Raw genomic sequence first — 16050 nt, 5'->3', positions numbered from 1 at the left:
GACCACACGCCATCCGTTGCGCGCGGAGTCACCGTCGATCCGCGCGGGATCGTGTCCGGTGGACGTGGACGCGGCCGGTAGAGTCGCGCCATGACCGGGGCAGCGACGGAGATGTTCGCCTCGCATCGACTCGCCGACAGCACCACCGTCGACGAGGCCGCGGCCGTGCTCAGTGAAGTGTTCCTCCCGGTGCAGGTCACCCCGTCCGAACCCGTCCCGGGTCTGCGCATGCACCTGAACGCGCTCACGGCCGGTCGGATCACGTTCGGCTACATGCGCTTCCGCGAGGCCGTCCTGATACGCACCGCGGAGCCCGTCGACTACCACCTCGACATCCCCGTACGGTCGCAGATGACGATGCGTGCTGCCCGGGGCGCGCAGTTCCGGGGGACCGAGCAGACCGCCGGGGTCTTCATGCCGGGCAGACCGGTGGAACTCGACTGCAGCGACTGGTTCGCGCAGGTCGCCATCATGATCCCGCATCGCGACCTGCAGACCGAGCTGGAGCTCCTGCTGGACGCACCGACCTCGACACCGCTCGAGTTCCAGACCGAGTTCGACCTCACCACTGAGAGAGGCCATGCCGTCTTGCAGGCCGTCCGGCTCGTCGACGAGAGTTCTCGGCGGACGCCAGGCGTCCTCGCACACCCACTCGCGATCCGCAGCCTCGAGCAGGTGTTCCTGCACAGCCTGCTGCTCGGGCAGCCGCACAACTACTCCACGGCGCTCCACACGCCGCAAGGAAGATCCGGCGCCCGGTCGGTCTCCCGCGCCGTTGAACTCCTCCGCCACGACCCGGCGCGGCCGTGGACGGTGGGAACGCTCGCGTCCGCCGTCTCGACGAGCGTCCGCAGCCTCCAGGAAGCCTTCCGACGAGAACTCGACACCACGCCGACGGCCTACCTGCGGCGGCTCCGGTTGGAGCGGGCCCGCGAGGACCTCATCACCGCCCGCTCGGACAGCGTCACCGTGTCCGAGGTCGCCGCTCGCTGGGGCTTCCTGCACGTCAGTCGCTTCGCCAGCGCCTACGCCGAACGGTTCGGCGAGCTGCCATCCGCCACGATGCGGCGTACAAGACGCCCGGAAGGGCAACTGGAGCCGACGCAGGAACCGACGGGCTGACGCTCCGCTGGCTGGGCACGATCCTCGCTCGGCAGCCAGGCAGCAACGGGGCGGAGTCGTGCGCTCAGGAGAGTGCACCGCATCTGCGCCGAGGCCACTCCCCCCGAACGAAGAAAACCCCCGCATGCACGGGGGTTTTCTGTGGCGGGTCATTTGCAGGTCTCGGCGTTCCGCGTAACGGCGCCGTTCTCGGGCAGCCGGTTCGGCCAATCTAGCTGGGTTTCCCCTGGGCCTGGTTCACGTTTCCCCCTCTTGCAAGAAAGCCCCGGTCAGGCTGGAGGCGCTGTGGGTCATACGCACCGCTCAGCGACTACTCGGATGATGACGACATGCGAGAGCGCGCTTCCCTCGGGGCGCGGCCGCCGACCGGTGTACGTGACGTGATCCCGGCGAAGACTCGACTCGAAGGGGTCCGAGCCTGTCGCCCGTCCGGGGCGCAGACAGTGCGGCCACGGCTAGTTACCGTGTCCGCATGGTGTTCGCGCTCGTGCTGCTCCTCGTTGTTTTCATCATCAGCGGACGCCTGTTGGTTCAGCACTTCACCCGTCAGCGCGGCGCTGAGCCCCTTGCGACGTGCCCGATCGTGACCGCCACAGAGACCAGCCCGGAAGTTACGCAGCAGGCCGGGGCCATCGCCAGGAGCTCCAGCGAAGCTGTTGCGGAAGCGGACGAGCGGAAGCGCCGAGCAACTTCGCGTAATGCTTCGAGGATCGTTCCGGCTTACCTTGACGAGCGACTTCCCCGGATCGACTTGCGTGAGCTGCCGTCGTCGCGATTCCGCATTGTCGGTACGGCGTACTGGCTGCGCGACGACGAACGGGCTCGGTACGGGGGTCAGGAATACGAACTCGTACGTGAACCCGAGAACGAGCATGACGAGAACGCGGTCGCTGTCTACGGCCGAGGACGGAAGGTTGGACATCTCAGCGCCGCGAAGGCCGCAGCGCTCGCTTCAGATCTCGACCGTCTCGGACCCGCATCCTTCGTCGTATCCGGCGACACCGTCTCGCAAGCGAGCATCAAGATGTGGGTCGACATCCCCCGAGTGCCCGCGCTCCGCACCTTCAAGCGAAACTAGCTTTCACCGCTAAGTAGCGCTCGGTCCTACTGGTGGACCGCCTGCCGTTTGGTGTGTTCGACCCCGAGGCCGCCGCGGTCCATCGCCTCGCGAAAGTTCGCAGCGGTGATCCCGAGATGCGACTGCGCCTCCTCGAGGCTTGGCATCACAACGCGCATGCTCGCCTTGGTAGCTCCACCACTCCTCGATGCGCGCAACCGCCAATGCGAGGGTCGGCGCCGGAGTTACCGGTCTCGTCCGGAAGGCTGCGTTTGTCAGCGCGACGTGCTGAACTGGGCCTATGGCTGCCCGAGATTCCCTGACCGTCGACCTGCTCGCCGCTGAGGTTCCGCCTGCTCCAGGCGACGTTGCGCAGTGGGCGGCGGAGCAATCGGTGTTCGTGTCGAGCCTGATTCGAGACATGCCCGACGAACGCGCTGCAGCTCGGGCAGCGATCACCTCGTTCGGCGCGCAGCCAGTCATGTTCGAGGACGACCTCGGGGCGCAGGATGTGCCAGCGGAAGCCGCGTACTTGGACGGCCTTGCTCGATCGAGCATCTATCTCGGTATCTACGGGCGCCGCTACGGCGTTCCGTTGTCGAGTCGGTACTCGGCGACGCACGAAGAGTTCCAGCATGCCGATGTCGCGAACCTGCGCATGGCGTTGTTCGTCTCAGATCCCTTCGATGATGCAGAGGGCCAGCAGCGGGACTTCGTCGCTGGCGTGCGCACCCGCTACACCACCGCGTCGTACACCGACTCATCCCAACTGCAGGAGCGCATCGAGAAGCGTCTGCAAACGATCGCCCGTGAGGAACTCACCCCGTGGGTGATCGTCGGGGAAACCGCGTTCCGAGCAACATCCATCGCGCGCAACGGCACCGACATCACAGTCCGTGCGACTGTGCGGAGCAGTCGGGTCGCAGAGCTGCTCGACAGCTACGCGGAGCGGCGCGACACGATCTCGTTCGCAAGCCCGCACGATTCCGGTTCGATGCGCGTGACGGCCGTCAACACGCACACCACATCCGCCAACAGCCGAGTTGTCGAGATGACGTTGTCCGCATCCCAGTCCGGTGCGAACAGCTCATCCATGTTCGCCGCCATGAACGGCGTCTCCGCTGAGGATGCATTCGCGAGCGCGTTGCAGGATGCCTTGTGCCACACCGGACAGCCAGCGCCGTTCGGCATGACACCGCTGCAGGACCCGCTCGCCGTTCTGCGCGTTGCGGGACCTCCCGATGCCGTTGTCCGATCACTTGCGAGAGTGCTTGTCAGCGAAACGCTCCGCGAGAACAACGTCCCCGGCGGCGCATCCCGGTTCGTCCTCAGCCCGCAGCGGCCCGAAGGTCGACTCCTCGAAGTGTCCTGGTTCCCGAAGAAGCAGTACGTCAACGTGCCGGCGCCGGCGGAACGGACGATCACAGGAACGGTTTCGGCCATCTGACCTCGTGACGGCGGCGTCCAGGATTCGCCGTCCGGTGCGCCTCGATCTCCGTCCCAGCGTGCAGCAGTTACGGGGGCGCAAGTTCCTGAAGACGACGGCGGACACCATCACGAAGAACAACCTCGACAACCTGCCGCCGTTCTGATTCACTCTGGACCGCCACGTCGTGGCGGTATCTCGGCTGCGGAACCTCGACGACGCCGTAGCGCAGCCTCCGGTCAGAACCACCCCCAGTCCGCTTGAGCGTTGCCGATAGTCCGAGGTGTGGCGTCACGATGACGCCCCGACCTCAGGAGACAAACATGCCCGTCCGCCTTGCCAGCATCATCTACGAACGCCACATCCGCATCTGGCGTCTCCGTCTCGAACCTGACGCGACCGGCGCGGGCGACAAGGCTGGCGATCTCGTCGGGTTTGGCGGGAACATCCACGACCCGGACGATGAACTGCGAGTGACGATGCACCTCGCCGGTTGGGGTGTGCGTCCGGAACTCGGCGGCTGGCGGGACGAAGCCGGGACGTGGGTCGTACCGGTGGTGCGGCTATCGTGAGCTGCATTGAGAGTTCTTTCTGCGTTGGCTGAACGTGAGGATCTTCAACCCACTAGGGGTGGACTCCACGACTGTGTGCCAGTCTTGCGACCGAGCATGCTTCGCGCTTTGGGTCACTCCAAATGCCCAGATCCTGCATCGTGGCGCTGCTTCGTCTGGATCGCGCTATCCGTCGTCGACACAGGAGGCGACGAGGAAGTCGACGGAACCTCCGCGCCGACGGCTCGCGCTGACGACGATGTGCTCGAGCACACGAGACGGAAGCCTCCTGGTCGCAAGCCCCCGAGCTGAAGTGTCCGGCTTCTGATGCTCGCAACGCGTCGACTTCTTCGATACCTTCGACGAATGTCGCTCATTGTCGCCGACAACCTGGTCAAGGAGTTCTCTCGCCCGGTTCGGGTGGAGGGGGCGTTCTCCGGGATCCGGAACCTCTTCACGACGAAGACGGTCACGAACCGTGCGGTGGACGGGGTCTCGCTGACGATCGAGCCGGGGGAGATCGTCGGCTACCTCGGTGCGAACGGCGCTGGGAAGTCGACGACGATCAAGATGCTCACGGGCGTGCTCGTCCCGACCAGCGGCGAGGTCCGGGTGAACGGCGTCGTACCGTGGCGCGACCGCTCTGCGAACGCGCGGACGATCGGCGCCGTGTTCGGGCAGCGGACCCAGCTCTGGTTCGATCTGCCGCTCCGGGATTCCTTCGACGTTCTCGCGAAGCTCTACGGCGTCGCACCGTCGGCGTACCGGCGGACGCTCGCCGAGTTCGTCGACCTGCTCGACCTCGGCTCTTTTATCGACCGGCCGGTCCGGACGCTGAGCCTTGGGCAGCGTATGCGTGGCGACCTCGTGGCCGCGATGCTGCACGAGCCCCCGGTGCTCTACCTCGACGAGCCGACCGTGGGCCTCGACGTCGTCGCGAAGTCCCGGATCCGGGACTTCGTCCGCGAGCGGAACCGGAGCTCGGGCACGACGATCATGCTGACCACACACGACATCGGTGACGTCGAGCAGCTCTGCCGACGAGTGGTGATCATCGACGAGGGGCGCACCCTGTTCGACGGCGAGATCGATGCGTTGCGCCGGGCGTATCTGCCGCACCGGACGCTCCGTGTAGAACTGTCCGGCCCGGAACCACGCGACTGGTCGGTCGACGGCGTGCACCGCGCCGGCATCCGGTCACACGGCGCTGCGCAGCTGCTCGACCTGCGCTTCGACCCGGCCAAGGTGTCGACCTCTGCGGCGATCGCCCGCACGACGGCTGCACTCCCGGTGGCGGACCTGACGGTCCGGGAGCCCGAGCTCGAGGACGTCATCACCGAGATCTACACTGCGCGGAGGGTGCGTGGTGACGGCTGATGGCGTGCTGAGGGAGGGGCGAGACCGGCCCGCAGGTCCGTTCGCGATCCGCCTAGCGCTCGTCGGGCACGGGATGCGGCAGGTGCTCGTCTTCCGCGCCGACGTTATCGTCGGAACGGTGAGCACGGTGAGCCGGGTCGTCCTCGTAATGCTCGTCTGGAACGCCGTGTACGGAGCGCGCGGGACCGTGAGTGGTGTCGACCGGGAGGACGCCGTCGGCTACGCGGCGCTCGGCGCGCTGTTCGCGGTTGTGTTCCAGCCGTGGCACTTCTCGAACCTCAACAGCCGGGTGCGCGACGGAAACGTCGTCTTCGACATCATGCGGCCGGTGGGTCTGCTTACTCAGACCCTCGCGGCGCAGATCGGCAGCTCGCTGGCGAATGTGCCGAAGGCGGCGGTCGGGCTGGCGCTGGCGCTCTTGCTCGGCGCGATCCCGGGGCCGAGCACGTGGTGGCAGACGGCGGCGTTTGTGCTGAGCGCCTGCCTCGGCCTGGTCATCGCCGTGCAGTGCAACCTCATCGTCGGTCTCACCGCGTTCTGGACCACCGACGTCGGCGGCGCCTACATGATCTACAGCATGGCGGCGGCGTTCTGCTCCGGGTCGCTCATCCCGCTCTGGTTCATGCCCGACGGGTTGGCAGGGGCTCTGCGTGCCTTGCCCTTCAGCGCGCAGATCTTCACACCACTCTCGATTTGGTTCGACCGCGCTCCAGGATGGACCGTCCTCGGCGAACTCGCGCTGCAGGTCGGGTGGATCGCCGTGCTGACGGTGATCGCGCGCGCGGTCTGGTCGCACGCCCTGCGCAGGACGGTGATCAACGGTGGCTGACGTCGGACGCGAGGTTCTCCCGGGCACCGCCACCGCGCTTCCCGGCTGGTTCCGCCAGTGGCAGATCCTGCTCGCCGCAGCGTTCCGCCAATCCCTCATCTACCGAGGTAACCTCATCCTGATGATGGCGGGCAGCGCCGCACTCCAGGGAACGCAGCTGCTGTTCATCGGGGTACTGCTCGATCGGTTCGGGGTGATCGCGGGCTGGTCGACGGCGCAGATCGCGTTCCTGTACGGGCTCCGGCTGACGGCGCACGGCGTCGGGACGGTCTTTTTCGGGCAACACCTCGCAATCGATCAGGTCATCCGCCAGGGCGACTACGACCGGTTCCTGCTCCGACCGGCCCCGCCGCTCGTCCAGCTGTTGACACGCTGGTTCAACCTCGGAACACTCGGGGACCTCGCCCTCGGGCTGGGCATCCTCATCGCCACGATCACCCTCGCACCGATCGCGTGGACCCCCTGGCTGGTGGTCCTCACTGTCGCCGCTGCGATCGGCGGCGGACTCCTTGAGGCCGGGCTGCAAATCGGGCTCGCCGGCCTCTCGTTCCGGCTCGGCTCGACCCGCGACCTCAAGGTCACCGTCGACAACACGTTCACCGACTTCGGCGCGTACCCGCTGCCGGTCTTCGGTCCGGCCGGCGTCTACGCCCTGACATTCGCATTGCCGCTGGGATTCGTCGCGTACCTGCCAGCCACCGTCGTGCTTGGCAAGACGGGCGAACTGCTCGTGCCTGTGTCGCTCGCCCACGCCGCACCACTCGCCGGCCCGGCGATGCTCGCGCTCGGGTGGTGGTTCTTCATGCGGCAGTCGCGGTACTACACGAGCCCCGGCGCCTGACTCCTCCCTCTATCTCGCATGGACTGCACGTCTGCCGAGAGCGCTACCGCGTTTTGTTCGAATCGCCGGGGAAATTCGGCCCGACCCCTAGACGGGGGTCGGAACCGCGCCTAGCGTGGTGGGACTCGATGATGAGGACCTTGGGGGGAACCATGGCTGCGAACGCATGTGCCGTCGGCTACACGCCGGATCGGTGCTCGTCGGTCGAGGCAGTGCTCGACTGGCTCGATGACGCGGCACACTGGGGTCCACTTCACGTGATGCCTGTGCCGGTGCAACAGTTACGCGACTGGTCGATGTCCGGCAGCACTGGCGACCTGGCGCACGACCGAGGAGCTTTCTTCTCCATCACCGGCATCGAGGTGGCGGACGGCGACGATATCCTCTGGCAGCAGCCCATCATCGATCAGCCCGAGATCGGCATCCTCGGGTTCATCGCTCGGCAGGGCCCCACTGGCTACGAGTTGCTGACGCAGGCGAAGATCGAACCCGGCAACCCACACGGCGTGCAAATAGCTCCAACTGTCCAGGCGACGGAAAGCAACTTCACCCGCCGACACGGTGGACTCCCGACGCCGTTTCTCGAGCATTTCGACGGCTCGCGCCCCTCCCGCGTCCTCGTCGACACTCTCCAGTCGGAACAGGGCGGTCGGTTCCTCGGGAAACGGAATCGCAACGTCGTCGTCGAGTGCAACGAGGAAGTTGATCGCCCGAGAACCCACCGCTGGGTACCAATAGAGGTTCTCCTCGAGTGCGTCAGGCTGACAGAAGTCGTCAACATGGACGCGCGCAGCGTGCTCGTCACCTTTGCTGCCGCTGAACGGCTGAGGATGTGCGACGAGGCTCACCGGTCCGTGGGAGAGCCACCATCCGGCTCCCTCCCGACCCGGGGATCCAACGGCGACTTCACCGTCCGAAGACTTCCCCTGAAGGAACTGACCGACTGGTCCTTCTTCGATGACTGCATCCGGCATCGGACCGGCCGCTACTTTCGCGTGATCGGCGTGCACGTCGAAGGGGTAAGCCGCGAAGTCCGCTCGTGGGAACAACCGATGCTGCACGCGCCCGTCGGCGGGCTTGTGATTCTTGTCGTGCGTCGCTTCGGTGGCACTTGGGAAGCACTTGTGCAAGACAAATGGGAAGCAGGCAATCGACGAGGTCGCGCTCTTGCTCCGACGGTGCAGCGCGGGGCTCAGGATTCATCTGCCAAGACAGCCCAGGACATGCTGTGTGAATGGGTCGCAGCGCAGACCTGCGCCGTAATTAGCGACCGACTACTCGCTGAAGAAGGAGGGCGGTTCTTCCGACAAGAGAACCGTTACCGCGTGCTGGAAGTCTGGGACGATCCGCCAGCGACGAACTCCCACCACTGGACACGATTGGACGATCTATTCCGGGCGATGGTTAACGGGGAAGACGTCAACATCGAGGCGAGGAGCGCCCTCCTCTGTTTCCTCGCCAGCAGAAGGGCCGAGGAAACACAATGACCAGATCACCGTCGCGCCAAGACCTCGTCGCCGATATCTGGCGAGACGTCCTTCGTGCGCGCTCGATCGATCCTGCGACGCCGTTCGTCGCGCAGGGCGGATCTTCCGTGCTTGCCGCGATGCTGGCGGCACGGCTGCGGCGAGAGCTCTCCATCACGGCGTCAATCGCAGAGATCCTCGACGGCGTCAGCGTCGTCGATCTGGCCCGGAGGACGCGAAGCTCACCCGCGCTGGAGGGCTCGGCTCCAGCCATGCAGCAACGTCCAGCTTCGGCGCCGGAAACCTGGCTGCTCGAGCGCCCCCGGCGCAGTTTCGTAGGGGCGATCTCGGTCCTGCCCGAGAAACTTGCTGCCGCCGTCCTGGGTGACGCCGTCCGTTGCGTCGTCGCCTCGCATGCTGCTTTCCGAACGCACTTCATGCAGGATGGCGCGACGTGGTTTGCCATGAATTCAGCAGAGCCCACTCAGCTTGAGGTGCTCGGCAGCGCGGGGGCTGCCCCTCGCGAAGTCGCCATGCGCATGGTCCAGCGCTATAAGTCGTGGCCAAGGACTGTACCGATGGCAGCGCTCGTAAAAGGCGAAGCTGAGGATGTCTTCTGCTTCGTCGCCGATCACAGTCACCTCGATGGCGAGTCCGTCGGGATGTTCATGGACGCCCTCGCCGACAGCTACGAATCCGGAGCATACCCCGCGCCCTGGTCCGCCTCCCCGGTCTTCGTGCGGGAGGCCTCAGGCGATGTCGGCACCGATGTGTACCAGTACTGGGCCGGCGTATTCGACCGGGTCGGGCCATTCCCGCGGCTGAACGACGAGCTGGAGAGCGCCCGGGGTGAGCAGAAATCGGACCAGTTCGACGCTCAGGGGTTCTCCGTTGCCCTCCGTCCTGCCGACCCGCGTCACGTACAGCGACTGCGAGCGCAGGGCACCACCGTGTTCATGCTCTTCGCTGGCTCGCTCCTGGCAGCGCTGAGCCGCATGCCAGGCGCGGGCCGAGGGCCGCTCGGCATCATGACAGCGAGTGCAGGGCGGCATGATCCTCTGGCGGCTCTGGCTCTCGGCAACTTCGCCCACGAGATCACGGTCGAACTGGGAGCTTCAACACGAGACGTCGGCAGAGCCATCCGGCAAGTCCGTGAGAACGTTCGAGCGACGGCACGGTACGACCGCGTGCATCGTTCTGTCCTCCTGGACCGGCTCGGCGGCGCCCCTGCTTCGCGAGGGAAGACGACTGCGTGGCTGACCATCGACGAGCCAGCTCACCGTAGGGCAGGCAGCGGGCCGGCTGGGCCGCTTCGTTCCTTCGAACCGTTGGCCGATGAACACACCCCGAAGCGCGTCTACGCAGGCATCGGATTGCACGTGGACCTCGCCGGCTCACAGCCCACGTTGCAGGCTCGCTTCTCGGGGGACGGTCCTATTCGCAAGTGGGTTGAAGCGCTCGTGGTCGCCTGGGGTGCTGCTGTCGAGGAGGCGCTCGGATGATCCGCATTCCGGGTGGAGTCGTCCGGATCGGTTCGTCCGCGACGGACCTGGACTGGCTCGAATCCGAAGGGCAGGCCTTCCCGCGCGAGTGGTTCAGCGACGAGACGCCGCAGATCGACGTAAGGATCGCCGAGTTCGAGATCGACCCACATCCCGTGACGAACGAGGCGTTCGGCGAGTTCGTCGCGGACACGGGCTACCGAACCGACGCCGAACAGCAAGGATGGGGAATGGTCTACGGCGACCGTTACTGGGTGGAGAGCGAGGGCGCTTGCTGGCGCAGCCCAGGCGGACGCGGCACGCACGTCGCCGAGCGCCCGGACCACCCTGCAGTTCACATCTCTTGGCAGGACGCAACCCAGTACGCGTCCTGGGCCGGCAAGCGTCTTCCGACAGAGTTCGAGTGGGAGTACGCAGCGCGGGGCCCCCTGCCCCGACGTTGGCCGTGGGGCGATTCCTGGGACCGGAATCGGTGCAACGCCGCGGACTGGCACCTCGGAGAGGATCTATTACACCTCGATGTGTGGCGCGCCTGGTGGGACCGGCAGCGAGAACGCCACGGCGGATTGCCCATGACGACGCCAGTCGGATCGTTTCTCGAGTCACCACCCGCGGCCTTCAACCTGGCAGACGCTTCGGGGAACGTCTACGAGTGGACGGAGTCCCTGTGCAAGCCATACCGCGAAGGTGCGAAACATCCGGTGTACGGCCGACTCGAAGGATTGTTCCGCGTACTGCGCGGAGGTTCGTGGATGAACTTCCGTTACCAGTGCCGTCCCGCGGATCGAATGTACGGCGACCCGTTCGGATGGTCCAACTTCGCTACCGGGTTCAGGTGCGCTCGCGATGTCTGATCTGCTGCACGCGCTCACGGGACACGCTCGACGCAGACCGAACACGATCGCGGTAGTCGACGGCCGACGCACTCTGACGTACGAGGAACTCTGGACCGGCGGCACGCCACTGATCGAGTCGCTGCAGCGAGCAGGAGTTGCGCGAGGAGTCGTCGTCGCGGTCGACCTGCCTCGTTCGATCGAACTGGTGGAAGCGGTGTTGGCCCTTCAGCGCCTCGGAGCTGTCTACCTGCCACTCCACCCGAGCGAACCGGAAGCGCGGCGGGCATCGATCCTGCGAGACAGCGGCAGCGCTGCGCTCATCGACCGAGGCGGGGTGCATCCCATCGCTCCCAAAGAGATCGTGACGCACCCCAACGCGGCCTACCTCATGTACACCTCAGGTTCCACTGGGCAACCAAAAGGTGTCTTGCACATGCAGCAGGCCCTCGATGAACTGATTGCTTGGCAGTCAGCAGCTGCCAATAGTCGGGGCGCGGGGCGCACAGCCCTCCTCTCCCCGATCGCGTTCGACGTGTCTGTGCAAGAGATGCTGGCGACCCTGAGCTCAGGGGGAACGCTCATCTGCATCCCTGAAACGACGAAACGTGATCCTACGCATTTGTGGAGGATGCTCATCGGTTCTGGAGTGCGTCGGATCTTCCTCCCGTTCGTACTTCTGCATCTCCTCGCCGAGGCTGCTGTCGACGAAGACGAGGGCCTGCGACATCTGAGTGCTCTCCGAACGGTTATCGTCTCCGGTGAGCAACTCGTCGCCACCCCGGCGGTCGTGCGGCTCTTCGAAGGTATGCCCCGCTGTCGGCTGGTGAACCAGTACGGCCCCCTTGAGACCCACGTCGTCACGCAGCACGTCCTCGACGCACGACCGAGTGAATGGCCAATGCTTCCCCCGATCGGTCGAAGCGTCCGTGCGGCCAGGATCGCGATCGACGATGGCCAATCTCTGTCGTGGCACGGTGAAGCGGAGGGCGAACTGCTTGTGGCCGGGAATTGCCTGGCCGAACGCTACCTCGGTTCCACAGAGGAGTCCGACGCACGCTTCATCCACAGGGAGGGCGTGCGTCTATACCGCACTGGCGACCGTGTGCAGCGTGACAGCGGAGATCGCCTCCAATGGGTCGGTCGCCTCGACGATCAAGTGAAAGTGGACGGCTACCGGATCGATCCGTCCGAAATGGAAGCCCTCATTCTCCAACAGCCCGGAGTCCGTTCCGCGGCGGTCGGTCTGGTCGGTGCTGGTGCATCGCAACGCTTCATCGCTGCTCTCGTGACGGACGACGACGACGCACTCCGAAGAGCATCTCGCCGGATAGCCGCCGAGTATCCCTCTTACGCCTGGCCCACTGAGTTCAGGAAAGTGTCTACTCCCGTCTTGACGGCGAGCGGCAAGACGGCGCGTCGAGCGCTGCTCGTCGAAGCGGAGGAATTGGCCACGAACACCAAGGAGCAAAAATGACGACCCTTATCGTTTCACCAGCCTGGAAGACGGACGACACAACGGAGTTCAGGGTGCCCGCCGAGAGCATCGAGTCCATCCTGCTGAACTTCGCCGAACGGTTCCCAGCGAATCGTCGCAGGGTCGTTGGGGAGGACGGCCGCGTCTACGGCTACTTCAGCGTGTTCTTGGACGGCGAACGTGTCCCGCTATCCCAGTGGCACGACACGGTCGTCGGCGATTCCTCGACTGTCGAAGTGCTTCCGCCGCTGGTGGGCGGTTGAGTAAGACTGCGGGCTCCGTGCTTATCGTGGGGAGCGGGCCGGTCGGTGCCGCGATGGCGCTCGCTCTCAGTGCTCGGGGCCACGCCGTCACAGTGCTGGACCGCGATGTGGAGACACCGCGCTCCGACATCGACGCGTGGGGGCGTTGGCCGAGGCGCTCGGTGCCGCAGTTTCGACAGGTGCACTCGTTCTCCGCGTCGGCGACGGCGTTCCTCCGATCGGAATTGCCCGAAGTATGGCTAGACCTGCTTTCCCACGGCGCACGCGATCAAGCAGTCGAGCCGTCGCTGGGAGACGGATCAACCGTCCTCCGTTGCCGACGCGTCATCGTCGAGATGACCCTCAGACGACACCTGCGAGAAGCCGGTGTGGGCATCATCGCGGGAGTAGCTGTCCAGGCAGGTGCAGTCGGCCAACACGGGCATGTATGCGTGTCACTCGCGGACAGAGCCCGCATGAGCGCGCAGGTCGTCCTCGACTGCTCAGGGAGACGGAGCCGTCTGCACAAGCGCCGACTCGTGCACCACGTTGCGTTGGACTACATGACGGGGTGGTTCCGCGCACGCGCCGGAGCCGTACCGATCAGCGGAGTCCGATCCGAGCACTCGGGTCAGCAAATCGTCGTGACAGCCGCCGATGGGCCGTGGTTCTCCGCAACGATCATCCGCCCGACTTCCAGCGCTCGCGCGGATCTCACCCGCGCAGCTTTCGACAAAGCGCTCCTGCGCGATGCCGCGGTCTCCGAGGTAATCAGCGGCTGCCGGGCGGAAGCTGTCGGAGTGCCGCTTCACGCGGGTCGACTGCTGGACTCCTTGGCGACCCGGATGCTCAATAAGACGCCTCCGCGCGTCCTGCCTCTCGGTGATGCGGCTCTCACCACGAACCCGATGTACGCGAGGGGCGTCGGACTTGGATTGGCACAGGGGCGCATGTTTCTGTCTGAGTTGGACGGTTCGTCGGGAGTCGAAGAGGCAATCCCGCGAGTGTGGCCGCGGCTCCGCGCACTCACGACCGGCTGGTTCCGAGAGTCGGCAGCTCACGATGCGCTCCTCGTGGCGAGGTCTCGGTCGGAAGCGGGGGCGGGGGCGGAGGTCACTCTGCCGGAAACCGACCGCGAGCTCCTCCAGAGCACCCGCCGACGCATGGAGGACCGTGCGATGGCGCAGGTTGCTACCAATGACTTAGCTCGAATGGCGTATCTGCAGTACCTGAACACCACTGCAGGCCCCGACACGCTCGAACGAATCGCTCGCGGGGCGCTGCCCTTGGAAGGACAAACGCAATGATCTTGTTGGTGGGTGCCGGCGGACTCGTCGGACGAAAGATCGTGGACCTATGGGCGACCGGGGACGTTGTGGCGCTCGGCCACGAGGAGCTTGACGTCACTGACGCAGTCGCCGTGCGTCACTTGGTCGGCGAGCTGCAGCCGAGCGTCGTCATAAACTGCGCAGGCAACAAAGCGGCTGACGCTATGGAGCGCAACCCTACGACGGGCTGGGGAGTCAACGCCGTAGCCCCCGGAATCCTTGCGGCTGCTTGCGAGCTCGTCGGGGCTTTACTGATTCATCTGTCCGCGGACTATGTCTTCGGGGAGGGCTTCTCCGCCCCGATCCCGGTCGACGCCACGGCAACTCCTCTCTCCCGGTACGGAGCTTCCAAGCTTGCCGGCGAACGAGCCGTGCTGGAACATTCTCCGCGCGCATACGTGGTCCGCACCTCATCCGTCTTCTCGGTCAAGGATCCAGGATTCGTCACGACGATGCTCAGGCTGGGACGTGAACGGGAAAAGATCGAGGTCGTGTCGGATCAGCGCAGTAGCCCGACGTGGGTAAACGATCTGGTCGCCGGCTTGCAGACGCTCGTTCGCGTCAGACCGCCAGGTGGGGTGTTCCATTGCACCAACAGCGGCGACGCGAGTTGGGCAGAACTTGCGACCGCGACCTTCGCGGAGGCTCTGGTGCCAGTGACCGTTCAAGCCACGACCGCGTCGTCCCAGAACCAGATCGCACGGCGCCCCAGCTACAGCGTCCTCAACGACGAGGAATGGCTCGCAGCCGGACTGGGACCGATGCGGCATTGGAAAGAAGCCCTGCACGAAGCCTTTGCCGCGCAGGGCGACCCTCGGCTTCCAGCAGAAACTCACGTGAAGGGATCCAGATGAAGAACGCGCCGTCGACGGAGATGGACAAGGAAACTCTCGCCAGATACTCACGCCAGATACTCATGCCCGAATTCGGTCGATCCAGCCAATCGGCCCTCACTCGGTCACGGGTCCTCGTGGTCGGCGCAGGTGGTCTCGGATCTCCGGTCATCTCCTACCTCGCCGCAGCAGGCATCGGCACCATTGGCATCGTTGACGACGACTTCGTGGACGTCACGAATCTTCACCGTCAAATCATCCATGAGGAGCGAGCGGTCGGCACGGCGAAGGTGCTGAGCGCGCAACGGTGGGTGCATGAGCACAATTCGAACATCAACGTCCTCGTTCACCAAACACGACTGAACGAGGTGAACGGCCTGGCGATAGCGGACGACTACGACGTAATCGTCGATGGCTCGGACAACTTCGCGACCCGTTATCTCGTGGGTGACATCAGTGCGATCCAGGGCAAACCTCTCGTCTGGGGCTCCGTCTTCAAGTTCAGCGGACAGACAACTGTCTTCTGGCCCGGGCATGGTCCGACCTACCGGGACGTCTTCCCGGAAATGCCCCCGCCTGGCGCGGTTCCGTCGTGCGCTGAAGCTGGCGTGATCGGTGCTGTCTGCGCCACGATCGGGTCGACGATGGCCCTGGAAGTGGTCAAGCTGATCGCCGGCATCGGGGAGCCTCTGGTCGGACGGCTCCTCACCTTCGACGGCCTGACGCAGCGATGGCGCGAACTTGACATCTCCGGCGCTGCCGGCTCGACGCCCATTCCCAGCGCCCTCAGCCGCGAACAACCGCCTGCCTGCCTCATCCCGGACGTCGCCGACGTCTCGCTCACCGCGTCGTACGTCGCCGAGATGCTCCGAGATCGAGAAGCGGGGGGTCGGCCGTTCCGACTGATCGACGTGCGAACGGAGGAAGAACACGTCATCGCCGCGATCGACGGTGCAGAGCTCGTCCCAATGGCGGTACTCGAGGGCGAGGCGAGTGCTTGGAATCCGACAGACTCAATAGTCGTCTTCTGTAAGAGCGGGGTGCGGTCAAATGAGGCTCACCGCTTGCTCGAACAGCGCGGCTTCACCGACGTGCGTACCCTCAAGGGCGGCATCGATGCCTGGTCCGCCACCGTCGATCCAACGCTCGCTCGATACTAGGCACTG

General features: G+C 65.4%; 17 protein-coding genes. 16 read left to right on the top strand and 1 reads right to left on the bottom strand.

The annotated features are described in order from the left end of the window. The first annotated feature begins 90 nt into the window (after positions 1–90). Both DEJ29_RS01120 and DEJ29_RS01115 read left to right on the top strand, forming a co-directional pair. Positions 91–1122 carry an AraC family transcriptional regulator gene (locus DEJ29_RS01120; protein ID WP_111095879.1) on the top strand — a complete coding sequence of 344 codons (1032 nt, stop codon included), beginning with the start codon at positions 91–93 and terminating at the stop codon, positions 1120–1122. A 472-nt stretch (positions 1123–1594) separates the two neighbouring features. Further along, positions 1595–2200, top strand: a complete 606-nt coding sequence (locus DEJ29_RS01115; protein WP_111095878.1) for an HIRAN domain-containing protein — start codon at positions 1595–1597, stop codon at positions 2198–2200. A 26-nt stretch (positions 2201–2226) separates the two neighbouring features. On the opposite strand, the gene DEJ29_RS01110 is transcribed toward DEJ29_RS01115, so the two are convergent. After that, the gene (locus tag DEJ29_RS01110; RefSeq protein WP_258376022.1) at positions 2227–2358 is read right to left on the bottom strand and encodes a hypothetical protein; all 132 of its coding nucleotides are present in this window, start codon (positions 2356–2358) and stop codon (positions 2227–2229) included. Positions 2359–2480: 122 nt separating this feature from the next. On the opposite strand from DEJ29_RS01110, the gene DEJ29_RS01105 reads away from it, so the two are divergent. The 14 genes from DEJ29_RS01105 to DEJ29_RS01045 all read left to right on the top strand — a co-directional run bounded on the left by DEJ29_RS01105 (position 2481) and on the right by DEJ29_RS01045 (position 16044). Next, positions 2481–3626, top strand: coding sequence for a DUF4062 domain-containing protein (locus DEJ29_RS01105; RefSeq protein WP_111095877.1), 1146 nt, complete (start codon positions 2481–2483; stop codon positions 3624–3626). A gap of 34 nt (positions 3627–3660) precedes the next feature. Further along, a complete protein-coding gene (locus tag DEJ29_RS01100; RefSeq protein WP_181438277.1) occupies positions 3661–3771 on the top strand; it encodes a DUF3892 domain-containing protein in 111 nt (36 codons plus the stop codon). Positions 3772–3928: 157 nt separating this feature from the next. After that, complete coding sequence (locus DEJ29_RS01095; protein WP_111095875.1) at positions 3929–4177, top strand: hypothetical protein; 249 nt, start codon at positions 3929–3931, stop codon at positions 4175–4177. Positions 4178–4522: 345 nt separating this feature from the next. Then, a complete protein-coding gene (locus tag DEJ29_RS01090) occupies positions 4523–5533 on the top strand; it encodes an ABC transporter ATP-binding protein (protein ID WP_111095874.1) in 1011 nt (336 codons plus the stop codon). 118 nt (positions 5534–5651) lie between these two features. Next, entirely contained in the window at positions 5652–6362 is a 711-nt protein-coding gene (locus DEJ29_RS01085; RefSeq protein WP_181438276.1) for an ABC transporter permease, read from the top strand. Continuing rightward, complete coding sequence (locus DEJ29_RS01080) at positions 6355–7203, top strand: ABC transporter permease (protein ID WP_111095872.1); 849 nt, start codon at positions 6355–6357, stop codon at positions 7201–7203. Before DEJ29_RS01085 ends, DEJ29_RS01080 begins: the two co-directional genes overlap by 8 nt. 152 nt (positions 7204–7355) lie before the next feature. Continuing rightward, a complete protein-coding gene (locus DEJ29_RS01075) occupies positions 7356–8690 on the top strand; it encodes an NDP-hexose 2,3-dehydratase family protein (protein ID WP_181438275.1) in 1335 nt (444 codons plus the stop codon). Next, positions 8687–10171 (top strand): condensation domain-containing protein, encoded by a 1485-nt coding sequence (locus DEJ29_RS01070; RefSeq protein ID WP_111095870.1) that lies wholly within the window; start codon positions 8687–8689, stop codon positions 10169–10171. Before DEJ29_RS01075 ends, DEJ29_RS01070 begins: the two co-directional genes overlap by 4 nt. After that, on the top strand, positions 10168–11025 hold the full coding sequence (locus DEJ29_RS01065) for a formylglycine-generating enzyme family protein (protein ID WP_111095869.1): 858 nt from the start codon (positions 10168–10170) through the stop codon (positions 11023–11025). Before DEJ29_RS01070 ends, DEJ29_RS01065 begins: the two co-directional genes overlap by 4 nt. Next, positions 11018–12481 carry an AMP-binding protein gene (locus DEJ29_RS01060; RefSeq protein WP_111095868.1) on the top strand — a complete coding sequence of 488 codons (1464 nt, stop codon included), beginning with the start codon at positions 11018–11020 and terminating at the stop codon, positions 12479–12481. The genes DEJ29_RS01065 and DEJ29_RS01060 overlap by 8 nt, the downstream gene beginning before the upstream one ends. Next, positions 12478–12744, top strand: a complete 267-nt coding sequence (locus DEJ29_RS01055; RefSeq protein WP_111095867.1) for a MoaD/ThiS family protein — start codon at positions 12478–12480, stop codon at positions 12742–12744. The genes DEJ29_RS01060 and DEJ29_RS01055 overlap by 4 nt, the downstream gene beginning before the upstream one ends. After that, a complete protein-coding gene (locus DEJ29_RS18350) occupies positions 12678–14030 on the top strand; it encodes an NAD(P)/FAD-dependent oxidoreductase (RefSeq protein ID WP_502866885.1) in 1353 nt (450 codons plus the stop codon). Before DEJ29_RS01055 ends, DEJ29_RS18350 begins: the two co-directional genes overlap by 67 nt. Next, positions 14027–14905 carry a dTDP-4-dehydrorhamnose reductase gene (gene rfbD / locus DEJ29_RS01050; protein WP_111095865.1) on the top strand — a complete coding sequence of 293 codons (879 nt, stop codon included), beginning with the start codon at positions 14027–14029 and terminating at the stop codon, positions 14903–14905. The genes DEJ29_RS18350 and rfbD overlap by 4 nt, the downstream gene beginning before the upstream one ends. Then, positions 14902–16044 carry a ThiF family adenylyltransferase gene (locus DEJ29_RS01045; RefSeq protein WP_111095864.1) on the top strand — a complete coding sequence of 381 codons (1143 nt, stop codon included), beginning with the start codon at positions 14902–14904 and terminating at the stop codon, positions 16042–16044. The genes rfbD and DEJ29_RS01045 overlap by 4 nt, the downstream gene beginning before the upstream one ends. Positions 16045–16050: the final 6 nt, after the last annotated feature.

The sequence above is a fragment of the Curtobacterium sp. MCPF17_021 genome (assembly GCF_003234605.2).
GTDB lineage: Bacteria > Actinomycetota > Actinomycetes > Actinomycetales > Microbacteriaceae > Curtobacterium > Curtobacterium flaccumfaciens.
This window is presented reverse-complemented; position numbering and strand designations above follow the sequence as displayed.

Coding starts and splice junctions, on each gene's coding strand:
- DEJ29_RS01110 (WP_258376022.1), bottom strand. CDS start 2,358: ATGCGCGTTGTGATGCCAAGCCTCGAGGAGGCGCAGTCGCATCTCGGG.
- DEJ29_RS01045 (WP_111095864.1), top strand. CDS start 14,902: ATGAAGAACGCGCCGTCGACGGAGATGGACAAGGAAACTCTCGCCAGA.
- rfbD (WP_111095865.1), top strand. CDS start 14,027: ATGATCTTGTTGGTGGGTGCCGGCGGACTCGTCGGACGAAAGATCGTG.
- DEJ29_RS01115 (WP_111095878.1), top strand. CDS start 1,595: ATGGTGTTCGCGCTCGTGCTGCTCCTCGTTGTTTTCATCATCAGCGGA.
- DEJ29_RS01090 (WP_111095874.1), top strand. CDS start 4,523: ATGTCGCTCATTGTCGCCGACAACCTGGTCAAGGAGTTCTCTCGCCCG.
- DEJ29_RS01075 (WP_181438275.1), top strand. CDS start 7,356: ATGGCTGCGAACGCATGTGCCGTCGGCTACACGCCGGATCGGTGCTCG.
- DEJ29_RS01060 (WP_111095868.1), top strand. CDS start 11,018: ATGTCTGATCTGCTGCACGCGCTCACGGGACACGCTCGACGCAGACCG.
- DEJ29_RS01105 (WP_111095877.1), top strand. CDS start 2,481: ATGGCTGCCCGAGATTCCCTGACCGTCGACCTGCTCGCCGCTGAGGTT.
- DEJ29_RS01070 (WP_111095870.1), top strand. CDS start 8,687: ATGACCAGATCACCGTCGCGCCAAGACCTCGTCGCCGATATCTGGCGA.
- DEJ29_RS01055 (WP_111095867.1), top strand. CDS start 12,478: ATGACGACCCTTATCGTTTCACCAGCCTGGAAGACGGACGACACAACG.
- DEJ29_RS01065 (WP_111095869.1), top strand. CDS start 10,168: ATGATCCGCATTCCGGGTGGAGTCGTCCGGATCGGTTCGTCCGCGACG.
- DEJ29_RS01120 (WP_111095879.1), top strand. CDS start 91: ATGACCGGGGCAGCGACGGAGATGTTCGCCTCGCATCGACTCGCCGAC.
- DEJ29_RS01095 (WP_111095875.1), top strand. CDS start 3,929: ATGCCCGTCCGCCTTGCCAGCATCATCTACGAACGCCACATCCGCATC.